This is a genomic window from Coleofasciculus sp. LEGE 07092 (genome assembly GCF_015207375.1).
Taxonomy (GTDB): domain Bacteria; phylum Cyanobacteriota; class Cyanobacteriia; order Cyanobacteriales; family Coleofasciculaceae; genus LEGE-07092.
In genome coordinates this window covers 1-17288 of the sequence record NZ_JADEWY010000128.1, presented here as the reverse complement: position 1 = coordinate 17288, position 17288 = coordinate 1, and the positions used below count along the sequence as shown (strand labels likewise).

Genomic DNA, 17288 nt, shown 5'->3' with positions numbered 1-17288 from the left:
GACTATACTTCAGTAAATTGGGAAACGACATAGCATGACTCAGATCTTGCGCCAGTCGCGACAACCCGCCAGTGGTTTAAACCACTGGCTCATAGCTTGCATTCGTCTGGCATACGACTGGATAAGAGTTTTAGTCCATTTCAATGGACTTGAGCTATTAGCCCGGAGTTTGAACTCCGGGCTGATTTTCGGGTTTACTGACAAGGGTGCAAGTTATCAGTTTCAATGGACTTGAGCTATTAGGTCGGAGTTTGAACTCTGGGCTGGTTTTCAGGTTTACTGATAATGGTGCAAGATGTGAGATGAGTCAAAATTGCTCAACGTACCGCTTCAATTCCCTTGCCATGCGTTGCATCCCTCGGTGTTCGTCGTCTCGGATAAAGGGTAAAAACAGACGGGTTAAGACTCCTGAAAAATTGCTTTGGTGAACGTATTTGGTTCGACCAACGCCAATCTCTTGCAATTCAAACACATACTCGTTGCGAAAGCCAGGGATTGAGGAAACCCATCGTAGGCAGACACCGGGTAAAACTTGTGTCACTAATGGCTCGAACTCTGTCTCATCATCCTTGGGCAACCTGCGTAGTGAGAGGTAAAGTTCCTGCCCCTGTTGAAATGGCAGTTTTGAGTCGCTGTCAAATAAAAATGTGTTCCAGTACTTCCAGCGCTCTTTCTGGAATAAAACCTGCCAAACCTTCTGTTTTGGGGCGTTGATATCGATTTCAGTATAGAGACTTGCCATAACTGTGGCAGTAACCTCCCTGGTGTAATTGAGTACTATTGCTCGTCGGCAAGTTCTTGTAGGCTAGGATAAATGTTAAATTTTCGTTTGCAATTTTAAATTCCATTTAAGATCTAGAATTTGAAATCCGCAATCAACAAAGCATGGCAGACTTGACACCCAACTCTAGTTTTAGTTTAACGATTCGCTTAACTCTTCCCAACCGTTCTGGAATGTTAGCGACTGTTACCCAGGCGATCGCTCACGTTGGTGGTAATCTAGGGCAGATTACCCTCGTCGAACAGACTCTGAAAATTTCCACCCGCGACATTAGCGTGGATGCTGCTAGTACTGAGCACGCCGAGCAAATCGTGCAAGCGGTTAAGGCACTGGAGGATATCAATGTTCTTGAGGTATACGATCGCACGTTTAACCTGCATCGCGGCGGCAAAATCAGCATTCACAGCAAACTGGCACTGACAAATCAAGCTGATTTGGCAATGGCTTATACTCCTGGTGTTGGTCGTATCTGTAAAGCGATTGCCGAAGATCCACAACAAGTTTACTCCCTAACGATAAAAAGTAACTCGGTTGCCATTATCACCGATGGTAGTGCCGTGTTGGGGTTGGGGAACCTAGGCGCTGGGGCAGCATTGCCGGTGATGGAGGGAAAAGCCATGCTGTTTAAAGAGTTTGGCAGGATTGATGCTTTCCCGATTTGTCTGTCTACTCAAGATACAGACAGTATTATCGAAACCGTGAAAAATATCGCTCCCGTTTTCGGTGGTATTAATCTAGAAGATATCAGCGCCCCCCGCTGCTTTGAAATCGAAGCGCGACTGCAACAAGCGTTAGATATTCCTGTTTTTCATGATGATCAACATGGTACGGCAATCGTTAGCCTTGCCGCTTTAATCAATGCCCTAAAATTAGTTAAAAAATCCCTCGAAGAGGTGCGGATTGTGATTAATGGGGCAGGGGCAGCAGGTGTGGCGATCGCGCGACTCTTGCGTAAAGGGGGTGCTCGTACCATTTGGATGTGTGATTCCAGGGGTATAATTAGCAAGTCCCGCTCGGATTTAACGAGCCAAAAGCAAGAATTTGCGGTGGCAGCGAGTGGTTCCCTAGCTGATGCCTTAGTCGATGCCGATGTGTTTCTGGGGGTCAGCGTTCCTGGAGTTCTTACCCCTGATATGGTAAGGTCAATGGCAAAAGATTCGATTGTCATGGCGATGGCGAATCCTATCCCAGAAATTCAGCCGGAATTAGTGATGGATGATGTCGCTGTTATGGCAACGGGGCGCAGTGACTATCCGAATCAGATTAATAATGTTCTTGCTTTTCCTGGCGTCTTTCGGGGGGCGCTAGACTGTCGGGCATCCACAATTACGACGAATATGTATTTGGCAGCCGCCTATGCGATCGCTTCTCTGATGAATGTTGCAGATTTAGATCGGGAACATATTATCCCTTCCGTCTTTGATGAGCGCGTTGTGACAGCCGTTTCGGGTGCTGTGCAGCAAGCAGCGCGTCAAGATGGCGTGGCTCGGCAGTAAGAATCTACTCTATTCTATTCAAGTCAAGCAAGATCCCCGACTTCTCAAAGAAGTCGGGGATCTCGTTCGTCCCAGTTTCAATCCCTGATAGGGATTCAGTGTAATTCTAACTCGGCTATTTCTACTTGCACCTCACCCCATAGCTTGTTTCAATCCCTGATAGGGATTCAGTGTAATTCTAACCAAGATGAGCTGCAAGCAGCTAAAAAGGTAAGCCGAGTTTCAATCCCTGATAGGGATTCAGTGTAATTCTAACAGCGGCATCTTGAAACCCTCACTATATTTAGTTTTCCAGGTACAGTTGTGACAACCTCCACCACTTTAGCATTTCAGCCCCTGACTCTGACAAGACTTTTCTGCAAAAAGCAGCTTAAAGCCTTTTCCCGCAAGGCTTACAGGACTGGTGACACCCCCTTGTGAGCCAGAATAGCCTGAAACCCTTGTAGAATAACCGATACAGCCCAAAATTTTGACCTATCTGGAAAAACACCTACTGGTTGTCACCAAAGTATAGACTTTCAGGGAGTGAGGAGTGGGGAGTGGGTAAGAAAACTCAATGTACTTCACGACGCTAGGAAACCCTATAGTTCCCCAACTCTAGGGGGTAATCGATAATTGAGTTGACTCAGGTGCCAGGGATAAAGAATGAAATGATAACAAAAAGTTTCGCATCCAGAAACCAAAGGCTTGTTCGTGCCACAAGTCTCTGCTTAGGTTTAGCGATCGCGCAAATTTCTGGGTGTAGCACCCTATCGAATTTTCCCATAGCTCGGTATCACTCTGCAAGAGCTCAAGAACAGAGCGTTCAACCCTCAATCGCCATACCCATTGAATTTCAAGCAGCCAATGACTTTTCTGAAGGGCTAGCAGGGGTAAAAATAAATAACAAGTGGGGTTATGTTGATAAAGGGGGGAATTGGGTGATTCCGCTCCAGTTTGACTTGGCTGACTCTTTTTCAGAAGGACTTGCCCCCGTCAAAAGCGGTAATTTTTGGGGATTTATTGATAAGACTGGAAACTGGGTTATTCCTGCCCAATTCGATTGGGCTGAAAGATTTGCTGAAGGGCTAGCACCAGTTCAACGCAATGAAAATTGGGGTTATATCGATAAAACTGGGAACTGGGTTATTCCACCTCAATTTAATGAAGCCGAGCCTTTTTCAGAAGGACTAGCCCCCGTCAAAGTCGATAACCAGTATGGCTATATCAACAAAATCGGCAAATGGGTTACTCAGCCTAAATTTAGTGAGGTTCATCCCTTTACTGAAGGACTAGCCGCCGTCAAAGTCGATAATCAGTACAGCTATATCGATAATACAGGAAAATTTGTCATTGAACCCCAATTTTCTGAAGCGAGTTCTTTTTCTGAAGGACTGGCGTCAGTATCAACCCACTCCCAAAAGTTTGGCTATATTGATAAGAGCGGCAATTTTGCGATCGCGCCGCACTTTAACTGGGCTGGTGATATTTCTGAAGGTATAGCTGGAATTGGGATATACGATAAAATCGGCTATATTGATCAGACAGGAAATATGCTCATTCCGCCTCAGTTTGATAATACTTATGATTTTTCAGAAGGATTAATAGCCGTTAAGAGGGGCGATCGGTGGGGGTATATTGATAAAACAGGAACTATTCTGATAAAACCCCAATTTGATAGCGCTTGGTCATCTTCCCAAGGACTAGCTCGAGTAAAGCTTGACAACAAGTATGGCTATATTCACAATCCGATATACCGGGATGAATAATAATTGTAAGTGGGATAATAAATAAAATAGCTTAGTCCCAGATCGAGAAATTGTATACCTATGTCTGTTGAAGCTACTTCGCGATATGTAACGCGCAACGCTGATATTTTGCAAGGCGAACCGATTATTAGTGGTACGAGAACGTCAGTTCGTGCCATTGTCGAGTCGTGGCGTTTGGGCATTAGACCTGAAGAAATCCCGATGCACTTACCCCACTTGACTTTAGCTCAAGTGTTCGATGCTCTAAGTTTCTATCTAGATAACCAACCGGAAATCAACGACTATATTGAGCGAAATCGCATTCCTGAAGAGTTGGTTCATCCAAAGGTACGTCAACGCGATCGTCGTGCTTTCCTCAAGCTACCAGTTGCACAACGTAATGCTCTACTATCCCAACAAGCTGCTATTGTAGCAGAACACTTCCAACCCGGTGCAGAAGGGATGGAGTGGACGGATGAATATGTAGAAGGCGAGAGTATGGATGACGAGTAACCAGCCACGGCGGGGTGAAATTTGGCGGGTTCAGTTCAACCCAACTAGAGGTGATGAAATCCAGAAAACCCGTCCGGCTGTGGTGATTAGTGCAGATGGTTTGATAGGTTTGAGAGTCCGTTTAGTTGTCCCAATCACCGCTTGGAAACCATCGTTTTCCAGTATTCCTTGGTTAGTACAGATTACCCCCTCACCACAGAACGGTCTGACCAAGATTTCTGCTGCAAATCCGTTGCAAACCCGCTCAGTTTCCCTGGAGCGTTTTTCAGAGCAGCTCGGTGTTTTGGAAGAAAGTACACTTGAAGAGATTGTATTGGCATTAGGAATTGTCGTTCAATACCCGTAAGCCGTTGGGAGCGATAAGCCTGACGGTATTCTTAATTAACGTATACCTGGTCAAATTTTTTCATCCGTCGTTAACCGGATAAATCCCCGCTCCTCACTGCTATCGTCTTGAGTCTTGACTGGTTTTGTATTCTTCATCCCGCTCCATTGCTCCCAAATGCCCTAAATTTTGCACAATAATGTAAAGACACGAAAGCCTAACCCAAATTTCTATAGATACACCCTTTATGAACAGCCCCTTCCTCAACCGCCTCCATAGCCCAGAACGCCCCGTCATCGTCTTCGATGGCGCGACAGGAACCAACCTGCAAACGCAAAACCTCACAGCAGAAGACTTTGGGGGGGCACACTACGAAGGTTGCAATGAGTATCTAGTCCACACCAAACCCGAAGCGGTGGAGAAAGTGCATCGTGACTTCCTAGAAGCTGGGGCGGATGTGATTGAAACCGATACCTTTGGCAGTACTTCTATCGTACTGGCAGAGTATGACCTCGCAGACCAAGCTTACTATCTTAATAAAACAGCAGCAGAACTGGCAAAGCGGATTGCCGCAGAATACTCCACACCAGAGAAACCCCGGTTTGTTGCGGGTTCCATGGGACCCACCACGAAGCTGCCAACCCTGGGACATATTGACTTTGACACGATGCAAGCTACCTTTGCTGAACAGGCAGAAGGGCTGTATGACGGTGGCGTTGACTTATTTATTATTGAAACCTGCCAAGATGTGCTGCAAATCAAAGCGGCACTGAATGGAGTCGAGGAGGTATTTCAGAAGAAAGGGGAACGGCGTCCCCTGATGGTGTCGGTGACGGTGGAAGTGCAAGGCACAATGCTAGTCGGTTCCGAAATTGGTGCGGCGCTGACCATTTTAGAACGTTACCCCATTGATATTCTCGGTCTCAACTGTGCCACAGGACCCGACCGGATGCAGGAGCATATTAAATATTTATGCGAATATTCGCCCTTTGTGGTGTCTTGTATCCCTAATGCTGGACTACCAGAAAACATCGGGGGTCATGCCCACTATAAGCTAACGCCGATGGAACTGCGGATGGCGCTGATGCATTTTGTAGAAGATTGGGGCGTGCAGGTGATTGGGGGTTGCTGCGGTACGCGCCCAGAGCATATTCAACAATTAGCAGAAATTGCCAAAACCCTCAAGCCGAAAGAACGCCATCATGACTTTGAACCTGCCGCCGCGTCGATTTACAGCGCTCAACCCTACGAGCAGGATAACTCGTTCCTGATTGTGGGTGAGCGCTTAAATGCCAGTGGTTCTAAAAAGTGCCGCACACTTTTGAATGAGGAAGATTGGGATGGGTTGGTGTCTCTGGCGAAGTCCCAGGTAAGGGAAGGTGCCCACATTCTGGATGTGAACGTGGATTATGTGGGGCGTGACGGAGAGCGGGATATGCACGAATTAGTATCCCGTTTGGTAACGAATGTTACATTGCCCTTGATGCTCGACTCCACGGAATGGGAAAAGATGGAGGCGGGGTTAAAGGTTGCTGGGGGTAAGTGTTTGCTCAACTCCACCAACTATGAAGATGGGGAGGAGCGTTTCTTTAAGGTGTTGGAGATAGCGAAGAAGTACGGGGCAGGTGTCGTCGTTGGTACAATTGATGAAGAGGGGATGGCGCGGACAGCAGAGAAGAAGTTTGCGATCGCACAACGCGCCTATCACCAAGCAGTAGAATACGGTATTCCTGCCTATGAAATCTTTTTTGATCCCTTGGCACTCCCGATTTCTACAGGGATTGAAGAAGATAGAGCGAATGGAAAAGCCACCGTAGAAGCCATTCGTCAGATTCGCCAAGAACTTCCAGACTGTCACATTATCTTAGGCGTCTCCAATGTTTCCTTTGGATTGAACCCCGCAGCACGGGTAGTCCTCAATTCTATGTTCTTGCACGAGGCGATGACAGCAGGGATGGATGCGGCAATTGTCAGTGCTAGTAAAATTTTACCGTTAGCAAAAATTGAGCCAGAACACCAAGAAATCTGCCGTAAATTAATTTACGACGAACGGCAATTTGAGGGAGATATTTGTACCTATGACCCCTTAGCAAAGATTACCACACTATTTGAAGGGAAGACAACAAAGCGCGATCGCTCCCAAGATGAAAACCTCCCCGTTGAAGAACGCCTCAAGCGGCATATTATTGATGGAGAACGGATTGGGTTAGAAGAACAACTGGCAAAAGCGTTAGAAAAATATCCCCCTCTGGATATTATTAATACGTTCCTCTTAGATGGTATGAAAGTCGTTGGGGAACTCTTTGGTTCCGGGCAAATGCAACTGCCTTTCGTATTGCAATCAGCGGAAACCATGAAAGCGGCAGTGGCATATTTAGAGCCATTCCTGGAAAAAGAAGACGGGGAGAATAATGCGAAAGGAACAATGGTGATTGCCACAGTTAAAGGGGATGTTCATGATATTGGGAAGAATCTCGTGGATATTATCCTGACGAATAATGGTTATAAGGTGATCAACCTGGGGATTAAGCAACCTGTTGATAACATTATTGAAGCTTACGAAAAGCATAAGGCTGACTGCATCGCCATGAGTGGATTGCTGGTGAAGTCTACGGCGTTTATGAAGGATAATCTGGAAACCTTTAACCAACGGGGTATTACAGTACCAGTAATTTTGGGGGGTGCTGCTTTAACGCCCAAATTTGTCCATGAAGATTGCCAGAATACTTACAAAGGAGAGGTCATTTATGGTAAAGATGCTTTCTCTGATTTGCATTTCATGGACAAATTGATGCCTGCTAAAAGGGCAGATAATTGGGATGATTTTAAGGGATTTTTGGATGAAGTAGAAGAAAATGGACATACACCTCCTATAGAGAAAGCGTCTCGCCTGCCCTCATCAGAGGAAGAGTCATCCTTAAAGAAAGGCGGACAGGATACCCACCCAACAAGAGAAGAAGATACTCGTCGTTCAGAGGCGGTAACGTTAGATATTAATCGCCCGACTCCTCCCTTCTGGGGAACGCAGTTACTGCAACCGGAGGATATTCCATTAGAAGAGGTATTTTGGTATCTGGATTTGCAGGCGTTGACTTCTGGACAGTGGCAATTCCGCAAACCTCAAGGGCAATCAAGAGAAGAATACGACCAGTTTTTGCAAGAGACGGTTTATCCGATTCTTGAGGATTGGAAAAAGCGGAGTATTGAAGAAAATCTGCTGCATCCTCAGATAATTTACGGCTATTTCCCCTGTCAGTCTGAGGGGAATTCATTGCATCTTTATGACCCGGCTGTGTTGCATACTGGAGAGACGTTGCAACTGCAACCTATTGCTACCTTTAATTTCCCTCGACAAAAATCGGGGCGGCGTCTGTGCATTGCTGATTTTTATGCACCGAAAGAGTCTGGGGTTGTAGATGTGTTTCCGATGCAGGCGGTAACGGTGGGAGAAGTTGCTACCCAATACGCCAAGCAGTTGTTTGAATCAGACCAATATACTGATTATCTCTACTACCACGGGTTAGCGGTGCAGATGGCGGAAGCGTTGGCAGAGTGGACGCACGCCCGAATTCGGCGGGAGTTGGGCTTTGGGAGTGAGGAACCGGATACGATTCGCGATGTGTTGGCGCAACGCTATCAGGGTTCTCGATATAGTTTTGGTTATCCGGCTTGCCCGAATATTCAAGACCAGTATAAATTGCTGGAGTTGTTGGAGACTGGGCGGATTAATCTGTATATGGATGAAAGCGAACAGTTGTATCCTGAACAGTCAACGACTGCGATCGTGGCGTATCATCCGGTAGCGAGGTATTTTAGTGCTTGAGGAGCGATGCCTTTAGCCGCTTTCACCAGCGCTTTACAACTGCTCTGACTATAAGATCAATATCCTCAGCGACTACTGTAGACGCCAAAGCCTCTTAAGAATCTCAACAAGCTCTTTCTGCCGTCGCTCAACTACATGAGGTGTCCACACCGTTTCTCTCAGTACCTGTACAGTTAGCGCAAAAGTTGATACACCCGTTCTGCTAGTGAAATATTCCTCCTTCTTGTCTTGAAAATCAAAGTTTTTTGCATCACGATTCTTCTGACGAGAAAGCAAAACTAAGTTGCCTAATCGATTAGCATACTTATCGCGTTGTTTTTGATTGGGAAACCAACTTAACCAATTAGTATGAGAAGCAGGATTTTGAGGCAATACGTGTTCAATTGTGACTTTTGAAAAATCATAGGATGCTGTACCTTCTGAAATTTCAGCATCTAAACGACGTAGTACATAATTACAAAGTTTTCTATTCAAATAGATATCTCCATCGAGTACGCTGAGGATTCGGTCTTTCTCCTTAGACTCCAACTGGAGGGGTGAACAGGAATTATATAAATCCTTGCCCTGCTCTATGTAATTCATTACTTGTGCGTAGCGATGTCCACGTAAATTATCGTTAATATCTTGAATCAATAACCCCGCAGCTAAGCGTTCCAAATCCGAAAAAAACTGTACTAGCATAGCCGGATTGTTCGAGTTACGTGATAGCAAGAGAATAGCTGGTGGTATCCAATCAGAATTATTGATAGTGTTTAACCACTTCAGCAATTCATTGATTGTCTTTGCCTTTTCCTCATCCTCAGTCTGATAGCTAGCGTTCCTAATATCGTAGAAAGCTTTAGAAAAAGGTTTTAAAGTTTCATCAATGAAGTCTCTAGAATCTACACCCTCAAGTTGATCTCGTAAATCCTCAAGGATTTTTTTACTTCTTTTATATTTTTGATAAATAGTCCGAATATGACTGAGTAACTCATCAAAATCAGCACGACCTAATGATTCCTCAATATCCTCCCATTTGCTACTATATTTTTGTTTATCTTGGTCTGGTATTCTGCCAATTATATCTGCTTTAAATATATCTGTTCTTGTTAAATTTAATCCTCTGTCATTTAGTACTGAGAAAATTCTATACGCCGATTCAAGGTCAGGGGTAGAGACTACTACCAAGAAACACCGCTTCACAATAAATTGAGCTAAACGAAACCGTCGTTCTTCGGACAAATTTTGTAATTTAATCAAAAACAAAATCGCATTTTCTTTAATAAGTTTTTGGCTATCTCTTAAATCGGCGTTATTTAATTCTTTAAGCTTGTTTATGCCTTCTTCAATTTGAATATATCTCTGGAAAAAATCATTATCTCGGTCACGCAAACTCATTCGATAAAGGTTGGGAGTACCTTTTAGCTTATTGCCCTCTTGGTACAAAAAAGTTACAAAGTATTTAGCTAGTTCATGGGACAGAGATGCCCGTAAAGCAGCAAGCAAGATAGTAAGAGTGGTAAGACGTTGCTGACCGTCTATTATCTGTGCATCGGGTGCATCTCCCTTAATTAGCACAATGCTACCCAGAAAATATGGATTTATACTATCAATCGGCTCGTCACCATCTCCCAAAAACTCTAGAAGATCTTCAAGCAGCGCTCCGGCTTGTTCAGTTGTCCAGGCATAAGGGCGTTGATAGGGAGGAATGCTAAAGACAAAGTCATCACTGAAGATTTCGCTGACTGGATGTTCAGCACCTTGAATTTTAACGCTGTTCATGTATGTCTCCTGTCTAAATTAGGCTCGCTCAACGATAATTGTTTTAGTCTAGCTTTGATTTAGCCTTCTGCAAGTCTGGGGCTATTGCATTCTAAGTTCGCCTGCGCGGACTCAATTCAGCCTGCGGAGGCAGGCTTTGTTTGTGTAGCTTTAATCCGATTCGATCGTTCTGAAAAAAATTGGGCACTGTTCACCCTAATTGGGTGACAGAGCCACTTAAAATTTTAGGCGTTATCGGGTTAACTCTGCTCCTGTTTCAGGAGTTGCTCTTTGGAATCACCCCAGTAAGCGCTGTACGTCCAGACTTCTTTAGTTCCCTTGGTTTCCATTGACCATCGGTAAACCGCTAATTTGGGGTTAATCCCAATCTCAATCAGCTTTGCGCCCATATAATACTCAATTTGGCGTTTGGTCATGTCCTTAACCGTGTCAGGCGTATTCCTGTCTATCGGTTTCTCCATGTGAGCGTGTGTGGGTTTTGGCATCGTCTTTTGTGTAGATATGTAAATGTACTAATTTTATTATCCCCCTATACAATGACTACCGAAACGGAAACCATAGGAGGAGTACACTGCACTCACACCGATGATGCCTGTACGTCAAACCTTAGCCTTACCGGATATCCAACTGTCTTACTTGGAGTGGAAACAAGCAGAAGAACCCTTACTGCTGTTGCACGGTCTAGCTGACCACGCCCTCGTTTGGTCGAGTTTAGGGGATTATTTAGCCAACCGCTACCATATTGTTGCCCCCGATATGCGTGGACATGGGGAAAGTAGTAAGCCTGAGAGGGATTATACCTTTGCCAGTGCGATCGCAGACTTGGAAGCCTTGATGGAACATTTGGGATGGTCATCAACTCATATTATCGGTCACTCTTGGACGGGTAAACTGGCAACTATCTGGGCAAGAAACCATCCAGAACAGTTGCGGAGCATGATTTTAGTCGATCCGATTTTCATCTGGAAAATGCCCAGCTCCCTAAAAGTTACCTTTCCCCTCTTATACCGCGTCCTGCCCTTTCTCAAAATGATGGGACCCTTTGCCAGTTATGAGGAAGCGGAGATACAAGCGCGTCAGTTAAGCCAATATCAGGGATGGACTCCATTACAACAGCAAGTCTTTCAAGCCGGACTCGAACAAAAACTCGATAATCGTTGGGGAAGTAAATTTACAGTTGCGGCGCGGGATGGCATTTTTGAAGATGTGATGCAAGTGGCGGGACTGACTGTTCCTATTGATATTCCTACCCTGTTCATTCAACCCGGAAAAGGAGTCAACCGCCAAGAGTGGCAACTAAAACCGTATAAAACTTATCTGAAAAATTTACAGGTATGCCAGGTTCCTGGTAATCACTGGCTCTTTTTGGTACAGCCTGAGAAGTTTAATCGGGCTGTGGAGGTTTTTTTAAAAGAACACAGAGTATCAACAGATTCATCATCGGAATAGTCCTACTCACAAACTCATTCAATCACAGATAATTTTGAGCAATAAATAGGATAAAAAAACCTTGTCTTGAATTGTTATTCGTCTCCGCTTCGCTTTTGACGTGCTTTTTTAACCGTTTGGGGTAACACACCGATTAACAGTGATAGAATTTCATCCGGCACTTCAGCAATTGTCTCTCGATCAAAAAATCCCTCCAACTGTTCGAGTAGTTTTCCAGCCCGTTGCAACGGCTCTGCATTATTAGTAATTTGACGAACAAGTTGAACCCACTGCCGTCGCAGCAAGTAAGCCTTGGTTCGTTCATTTGTAGATTCAGCTTGGATTAACGAAAGAGAACCGATAGGGATAACTTCCTGACAATCTCGATCAAACACTATACCCACTGCCGCGCCAGGTCCAGCCAATTCTGCATGATAGTTTTTACAGAGAATCAAAGCACCGCGACGCCGAGGATTGACGATTAGCAGTTCATCTTGGAAAGGAAGAAGCATAGTTTAAGATAAAGATTATCGGTTGAGAGGGTACAAGCCCTCAAATTGTGGAGGGCGACAAGACGGTGCTTGAAAAGGTGATGCGGAACTCTCCCAATCCCTCTCTTACAATAAAAGGGGGAGTTAGGTTAGTTTTTCAAATATGCTCTAAAACTGTAACTTTTTCGCTCAGAACAGAGATAGGCTCTTCACTCTTAGATCTATACCCTAGTCCTGAGTCACTTTACTCTTCTAAATTAGATAGCCTTATCTCTAATAGTAACATTCTAGTCAGGGAAGAGCCAGCTTTTTTGAGCAAGCCTGAATAACTTGTTGATTCTTCAACAGGGTTGACCGAATACACTGGTAATAGTTAATCTTCATTCTTTGAAACTAATGAGCCTAAAAGACCGCATCTCGGAAGATATCAAAACAGCAATGAAGGCGAAAGATAAAGTGCGCCTGGAAACGGTTCGCAGTATTAAAAAGCTTTTACTCGAAAAAGAAGTAAGCTTACGCCCCCAAGGGCAAGAAACCCTCACCGAAACTCAAGAACTTGAAATCTTAGCCCAACTTGCCAAACAACGCCGGGACTCAATTGAGCAGTATAGCAAAGCTGGACGGGATGACTTAGCCCAGCAAGAAGCCGAAGAATTAGCGATCCTAGAAGAGTATTTGCCAGAGCAACTCTCTGATGAGGAAGTATGTGCTGTGCTAGATGAAATAATTGCACAAACGGGAGCAACCTCCATCAAAGATATGGGTAAGGTAATGGGAGCCGCCATGCAACAGCTCAAAGGTCGAGCTGAGGGTCAAAAAATCCAAGCCATGGTAAAAGACAAACTGAGTGGATGAATGCTTCAGAGTCCATCAACATCATGAACAAAAGCTCACAAGGCAAGGATATACATCCCCATTCTCTAGAGCAGGCACCCGATTTTATTTTATTCGTTCAACACGGATGGGCGGATACTCATCTAGAAATCGCAACCTTCGCAAAAACTCTAGCCACACCCCAGACACTCGTCATTACGCCCAATCTCGGTTGGCTGAAAACCTGGTTGCGGATTAAACCGCTAATCAAGCGTGTTGAAAAGATTGCCACTGAGACAATTGCTCGTTATCCCCACACGCCCATCCGAATTATCGGTTATTCACTGGGGGGATTAATCTGGGTGGAAGTCCTCAACCGACACCCAGAATGGTGGCAAAATGTGGAATCGTTAGTACTGGTGGCATCACCAGTGGGAGGGGTGGATTTAGCCCGACATTTCACCGTTTTGGGAATGGGCATCGGCATTGCAGGTGCTTTTCTGCAAAATCGCCAACCGATGGCTGATTCAATTGCTCTGGTTATTCCGACGTTAGTGATTGCTGGCGATATCGGTGGGGGTAGCGACGGTGCCGTTACTGTAGAAGAAACGAAGGTTGCAGGTGCTAAGTTGGTTTGTTTACCGGGTTTACCTCATCCGATACTCAAAAATCATCCGGCGGTGGCGGAGGTTATCCGAGAGTTTTGGGCTGATCCAGTAATAACTGGCAGTCGTTCCGATTCCTGATTTTCTGATGACTAAAGCACCCGATTTTATTCTATTTGCTCAACATGGCTGGGCGGATACTCATAGAACTATAGCAACTATGGCGAAAGTCTTAGCCACATCGCAGACGCTCGTCATTACACCCTATCTCGGCTGGTTCAAAACCTGGTGGCGAATTGAACCCTTAGTTGAAAAAGTCGAACAAATTGCTACCGAAACAATTGCCCGTTATCCCCATACGCCTATCCGAATTATCGGTCATTCGATGGGGGGCTTAATTTGGCTGGAAGTTCTCACTCGACATCCCGAATGGTGGCAGAAAGTAGAATCCTTAGTATTGATTGCCTCACCTGTAGGCGGAGCAGATTTAGCCCGAATTTTCGATCCTCTAGGAGTTGGTATTGGGATAGCAGGTGCTCTTGGTATTAATCGTCGCCAAATGGCACAAGTGATTGCCAAAACAATTCCTACCTTAGTTATTGCAGGTGATATTGATGAAGGTAGCGACGGCACCATTACTATTGGGACGACAACCTTTGCGGGTGCCAAGTTCGTTTCTTTACCTCGCTTATCTCACGCCAAACTCAAAAATCATCCAGCAGTGGTGGAACTTATTCGGGAATTTTGGGCGAATCCAGGGATAACGAATCCTCCATCCTCGGATTTTGCGGCTCAGTTAATTGAACACTTGCAGTCAGTACCGGGAATGATGGATGCTCATTGCCGAGATTTTCGCCGTGCTAAGACTTATATGAGGTTGGCGAACGGACTGAGTATTCATATCTGGACGCATCCGTTACAAATTGAACACGTATTTGTAGGGAATTCTTCAGGGGAATGTCTCTATGGGGGTTTTGTCGGGTGGATGCATCGTGCAGAGTTAAGGAAAGCCCTGGATGAGGTAGAGACGTTGTATGCAACATCTCTACATAAGCCTTAAAATCTCAATCCCACCCCACCTTGTACGGAAACAGCCGTTCCTCCCCCATTGCGATAGGCATCGAAAGCAATAATCGCATTACCAAAAATAACAGCGCTGCTGCCAGGAACAACATAATCCACTCCCGGTTGCAAGGCAAAACTAGTCTTGTCTCCCACTGGCGAAGGCGTGTCACCACTGGCAAAGGCAGCACCCGCACCCAAATAAACGTCCGTTTGCCAGTTTAGGGGAAAGTCATAGGAAATCGTCGGCACAATAGCGGTGCCACCACCAATCAGAGCTTGTGCTCGCAGGGAGACGGGAAGCTCTAAGAGTTTATAGCGTACTGCAATCACTCCACCAAATTGCTGACCTTCTCCCCGGTTATTCTCTTCGATCCCAAACGTGCCGCCAACCCCCACATAGCTCCCATAAGCTGCCTGAGCAGTTGCTGACTCTGCCGTTAAACCAAGGCTTCCGAGTACCACAGTACCAACTGTTGCCATTAATTCGATCAGCCGCCCCATATCCCCACTCCTCACTATCTATGTCGCTGATTTTAGCTTGACACGATGGCAGCGCCAAGACTAAATCTTGACCCTGTAATCAAGATAGTTTTACTCTATAAAATACAGGTAAAATGCAGGAGCTTGTAAATTTACCGTTTACCCCGTTGTGGGGAAGCTATCATCACGAGTTGAAATAGATGCCGGACATTGTTGATATTGCAGTTGGTGCGGGTTCTTTCACAACATTAGTAGCAGCAGTCCAAGCTGCTGGTTTAGTCGAAACCTTAAAAAGTCCCGGTCCTTTTACCGTCTTTGCACCGAATGACGATGCCTTCGCGAAGCTGCCGCCAGGAACTATACAAACCTTGTTGCAAAATATTCCGCAGCTAACACGGATTCTCAAGTATCATGTCGTTGCTGGCAAACTGACAAAAACCGAGCTAGCTAGTTTGGATTCAGTGATTTCAGTTGAGGGTTCGCCTATTCGGATTGATTGTTCGGAGGGCTTTGAGGTGAAAAATGCCACGGTTTTAGCACCGGATATCGAAGCGGATAACGGTATTATCCATGTTATTGATACGGTGATTTTGATGGGTTGAGTTAATATTTGATAGGAAATGCCGTGATCAGCGCTGCTATCATGATTGGTTTCATGTTGGGTTTTTCTGTATTTTGCATAGCTCGTACCTTTTCTGGGGCAAACTCTGAGTCGGGATTGGCGTTGCCCCCAGAAAGTCCAGTCGTAAGCTTAACTCTTCCGTCGAGTCATCCTACTGGGGATGAGGAGTTTTAGTCATGAATCACCGTTCTGGAGTTTAGACTAAAGAATCGAAAAAACATCTACCCTTTTTCATAACTCATTTTCGCTTGTTATATTTCCTAAGTAGCATTTGTTGTTCCATATCCCAAGCCTGTTGGGTAATAAGATGTTGTATTTTTAAAGGGAATTTGATAAATTTTGAGGGGCTGTTCTCGCCCTTTAAGTTGTACTGTGCCAATAAACTGGGTGGGAAATTTATCCTCGATATGGTGGTACGTTTCCTCGCTGATCAAAATCCGACAAGTCCCACCATCGAGGGATTTGTCGTAGCTCTCCAGCCGTGCGGCGATGTTCACGGTGTCCCCAATGGTGGTATAATTTAGTCTTTGGCGACTTCCTAGACTACCAGTGACCACAGTACCCGTAGCGATTCCAACTCGCATGGCTACAGTAGGAAGTCCTTGTTTGTGCCATTCTTGATTGAGTTGCTGTAGTTTTGCTCCCATATCTAAAGCGCAACTCACAGCCGCGATCGCATCGTTGGCTATTTCAGCTTCGGTTGTACTGGGGATGGGAATACCAAAGACTGCCATGACGGCATCCCCAATAAATTTATCCAGTACGCCGTCCTGATCGAGAACGCTCTGAGCCATTAAATTCATGTAATCATTGAGCCAGACCATGAGAGTTTCTGGGTCGGTTTGCTCAGTAATGGTGGTAAAACCTTTTAAGTCGGTAAATAGCACGGTTGCGATTAGCTTCTGTCCTGCTAGCTGTCCGTCTTTGAGGAGTTGGTTGCGATCGCGCCAGATGGCTTGGGCTATTTTAGGAGAGACGTGTTGTCCCAGTAGGTGCATGACGGCTTGTTTGTCTTCGCTTTCGGTGTAGGCAATGTAGGCGGTGATGGCAACACCGGAACCCCCTAGGGCTAAGAGGGGAGGAACGAGGGGTATCCACCAACCTCCGAGAAACATTAGGTAGGAAGCTAAAGTTAGCAGTCCCCCCAAAAGGAGAATACCTGCGGCTTTCCAACGGATGCGGAGTAATCGCCACCCGACTGTTGCACCGACAAACGACCAGAGGATAATCCCTGACGGGGTGACAAGCAAGCTGAAGGCTTGATGGAGCAAGTGTTCTACGCTATTAACCTGCAAAAAGATGAAAGCTTATTGACAGCTTTATTGACAATAACAGAAAGGAGCGATCGCTAACTTCCT

At 45.4% G+C, this 17288-nt stretch carries 16 protein-coding genes and 1 pseudogene; 11 read left to right on the top strand and 6 right to left on the bottom strand.

The features are described from left to right. Positions 1–34: 34 nt before the first annotated feature. Positions 35–235 carry a hypothetical protein gene (locus tag IQ257_RS24135; protein WP_193878579.1) on the top strand — a complete coding sequence of 67 codons (201 nt, stop codon included), beginning with the start codon at positions 35–37 and terminating at the stop codon, positions 233–235. Positions 236–307: 72 nt separating this feature from the next. Here IQ257_RS24135 and IQ257_RS24130 read toward each other — a convergent pair whose 3' ends face one another. Beyond that, entirely contained in the window at positions 308–742 is a 435-nt protein-coding gene (locus IQ257_RS24130; RefSeq protein ID WP_193878581.1) for an SRPBCC domain-containing protein, read from the bottom strand. Between the two features lie 143 nt (positions 743–885). Here IQ257_RS24130 and IQ257_RS24125 point away from each other — a divergent pair, with 143 nt between their 5' ends. The 5 genes and pseudogenes from IQ257_RS24125 (at position 886) to metH (ending at position 8665) form a co-directional block, all read left to right on the top strand. Beyond that, entirely contained in the window at positions 886–2277 is a 1392-nt protein-coding gene (locus IQ257_RS24125) for a malic enzyme-like NAD(P)-binding protein (protein ID WP_193878583.1), read from the top strand. Between the two features lie 650 nt (positions 2278–2927). After that, on the top strand, positions 2928–4025 hold the full coding sequence (locus IQ257_RS24120) for a WG repeat-containing protein (RefSeq protein ID WP_193878585.1): 1098 nt from the start codon (positions 2928–2930) through the stop codon (positions 4023–4025). 60 nt (positions 4026–4085) lie between these two features. Beyond that, positions 4086–4358: pseudogene (locus tag IQ257_RS31675) on the top strand (DUF433 domain-containing protein); the annotation flags it as partial. Positions 4359–4506: 148 nt separating this feature from the next. Further along, the gene (locus IQ257_RS24110) at positions 4507–4863 is read left to right on the top strand and encodes a type II toxin-antitoxin system PemK/MazF family toxin (RefSeq protein WP_193878589.1); all 357 of its coding nucleotides are present in this window, start codon (positions 4507–4509) and stop codon (positions 4861–4863) included. Positions 4864–5089: 226 nt separating this feature from the next. Then, complete coding sequence (metH, locus tag IQ257_RS24105) at positions 5090–8665, top strand: methionine synthase (protein WP_193878591.1); 3576 nt, start codon at positions 5090–5092, stop codon at positions 8663–8665. A gap of 72 nt (positions 8666–8737) precedes the next feature. Here metH and IQ257_RS24100 read toward each other — a convergent pair whose 3' ends face one another. Continuing rightward, positions 8738–10426: a DUF262 domain-containing protein gene (locus tag IQ257_RS24100; protein WP_193878593.1), complete on the bottom strand. Its 1689-nt coding sequence runs from the start codon at positions 10424–10426 to the stop codon at positions 8738–8740. 239 nt (positions 10427–10665) lie between these two features. Further along, a complete protein-coding gene (locus IQ257_RS24095) occupies positions 10666–10911 on the bottom strand; it encodes a hypothetical protein (protein ID WP_193878595.1) in 246 nt (81 codons plus the stop codon). Between the two features lie 103 nt (positions 10912–11014). Between IQ257_RS24095 and IQ257_RS24090 the strand changes: the two genes are divergently transcribed. Then, positions 11015–11875, top strand: a complete 861-nt coding sequence (locus IQ257_RS24090) for an alpha/beta fold hydrolase (RefSeq protein ID WP_193878611.1) — start codon at positions 11015–11017, stop codon at positions 11873–11875. Between the two features lie 74 nt (positions 11876–11949). On the opposite strand, the gene IQ257_RS24085 is transcribed toward IQ257_RS24090, so the two are convergent. After that, positions 11950–12366 carry a hypothetical protein gene (locus IQ257_RS24085; RefSeq protein WP_193878597.1) on the bottom strand — a complete coding sequence of 139 codons (417 nt, stop codon included), beginning with the start codon at positions 12364–12366 and terminating at the stop codon, positions 11950–11952. A 375-nt stretch (positions 12367–12741) separates the two neighbouring features. Here IQ257_RS24085 and IQ257_RS24080 point away from each other — a divergent pair, with 375 nt between their 5' ends. From IQ257_RS24080 to IQ257_RS24070, 3 genes are read left to right on the top strand one after another with little or no spacing between them, the layout of a single operon-like run. Next, positions 12742–13200, top strand: coding sequence for a GatB/YqeY domain-containing protein (locus IQ257_RS24080; RefSeq protein WP_193878599.1), 459 nt, complete (start codon positions 12742–12744; stop codon positions 13198–13200). A gap of 23 nt (positions 13201–13223) precedes the next feature. Then, positions 13224–13904 (top strand): alpha/beta fold hydrolase, encoded by a 681-nt coding sequence (locus tag IQ257_RS24075; protein ID WP_193878601.1) that lies wholly within the window; start codon positions 13224–13226, stop codon positions 13902–13904. 7 nt (positions 13905–13911) lie between these two features. Then, positions 13912–14823: an alpha/beta fold hydrolase gene (locus IQ257_RS24070; RefSeq protein WP_193878603.1), complete on the top strand. Its 912-nt coding sequence runs from the start codon at positions 13912–13914 to the stop codon at positions 14821–14823. On the opposite strand, the gene IQ257_RS24065 is transcribed toward IQ257_RS24070, so the two are convergent. After that, on the bottom strand, positions 14820–15329 hold the full coding sequence (locus IQ257_RS24065; RefSeq protein ID WP_193878605.1) for a hypothetical protein: 510 nt from the start codon (positions 15327–15329) through the stop codon (positions 14820–14822). The genes IQ257_RS24070 and IQ257_RS24065 overlap by 4 nt on opposite strands. A 179-nt stretch (positions 15330–15508) precedes the next feature. Between IQ257_RS24065 and IQ257_RS24060 the strand changes: the two genes are divergently transcribed. After that, entirely contained in the window at positions 15509–15910 is a 402-nt protein-coding gene (locus IQ257_RS24060) for a fasciclin domain-containing protein (protein ID WP_193878607.1), read from the top strand. Positions 15911–16190: 280 nt separating this feature from the next. Here the strand turns inward: IQ257_RS24060 and IQ257_RS24050 are convergent, their stop codons facing one another. Continuing rightward, on the bottom strand, positions 16191–17225 hold the full coding sequence (locus IQ257_RS24050) for an adenylate/guanylate cyclase domain-containing protein (protein WP_228060982.1): 1035 nt from the start codon (positions 17223–17225) through the stop codon (positions 16191–16193). Between the last annotated feature and the right edge of the window lie 63 nt (positions 17226–17288).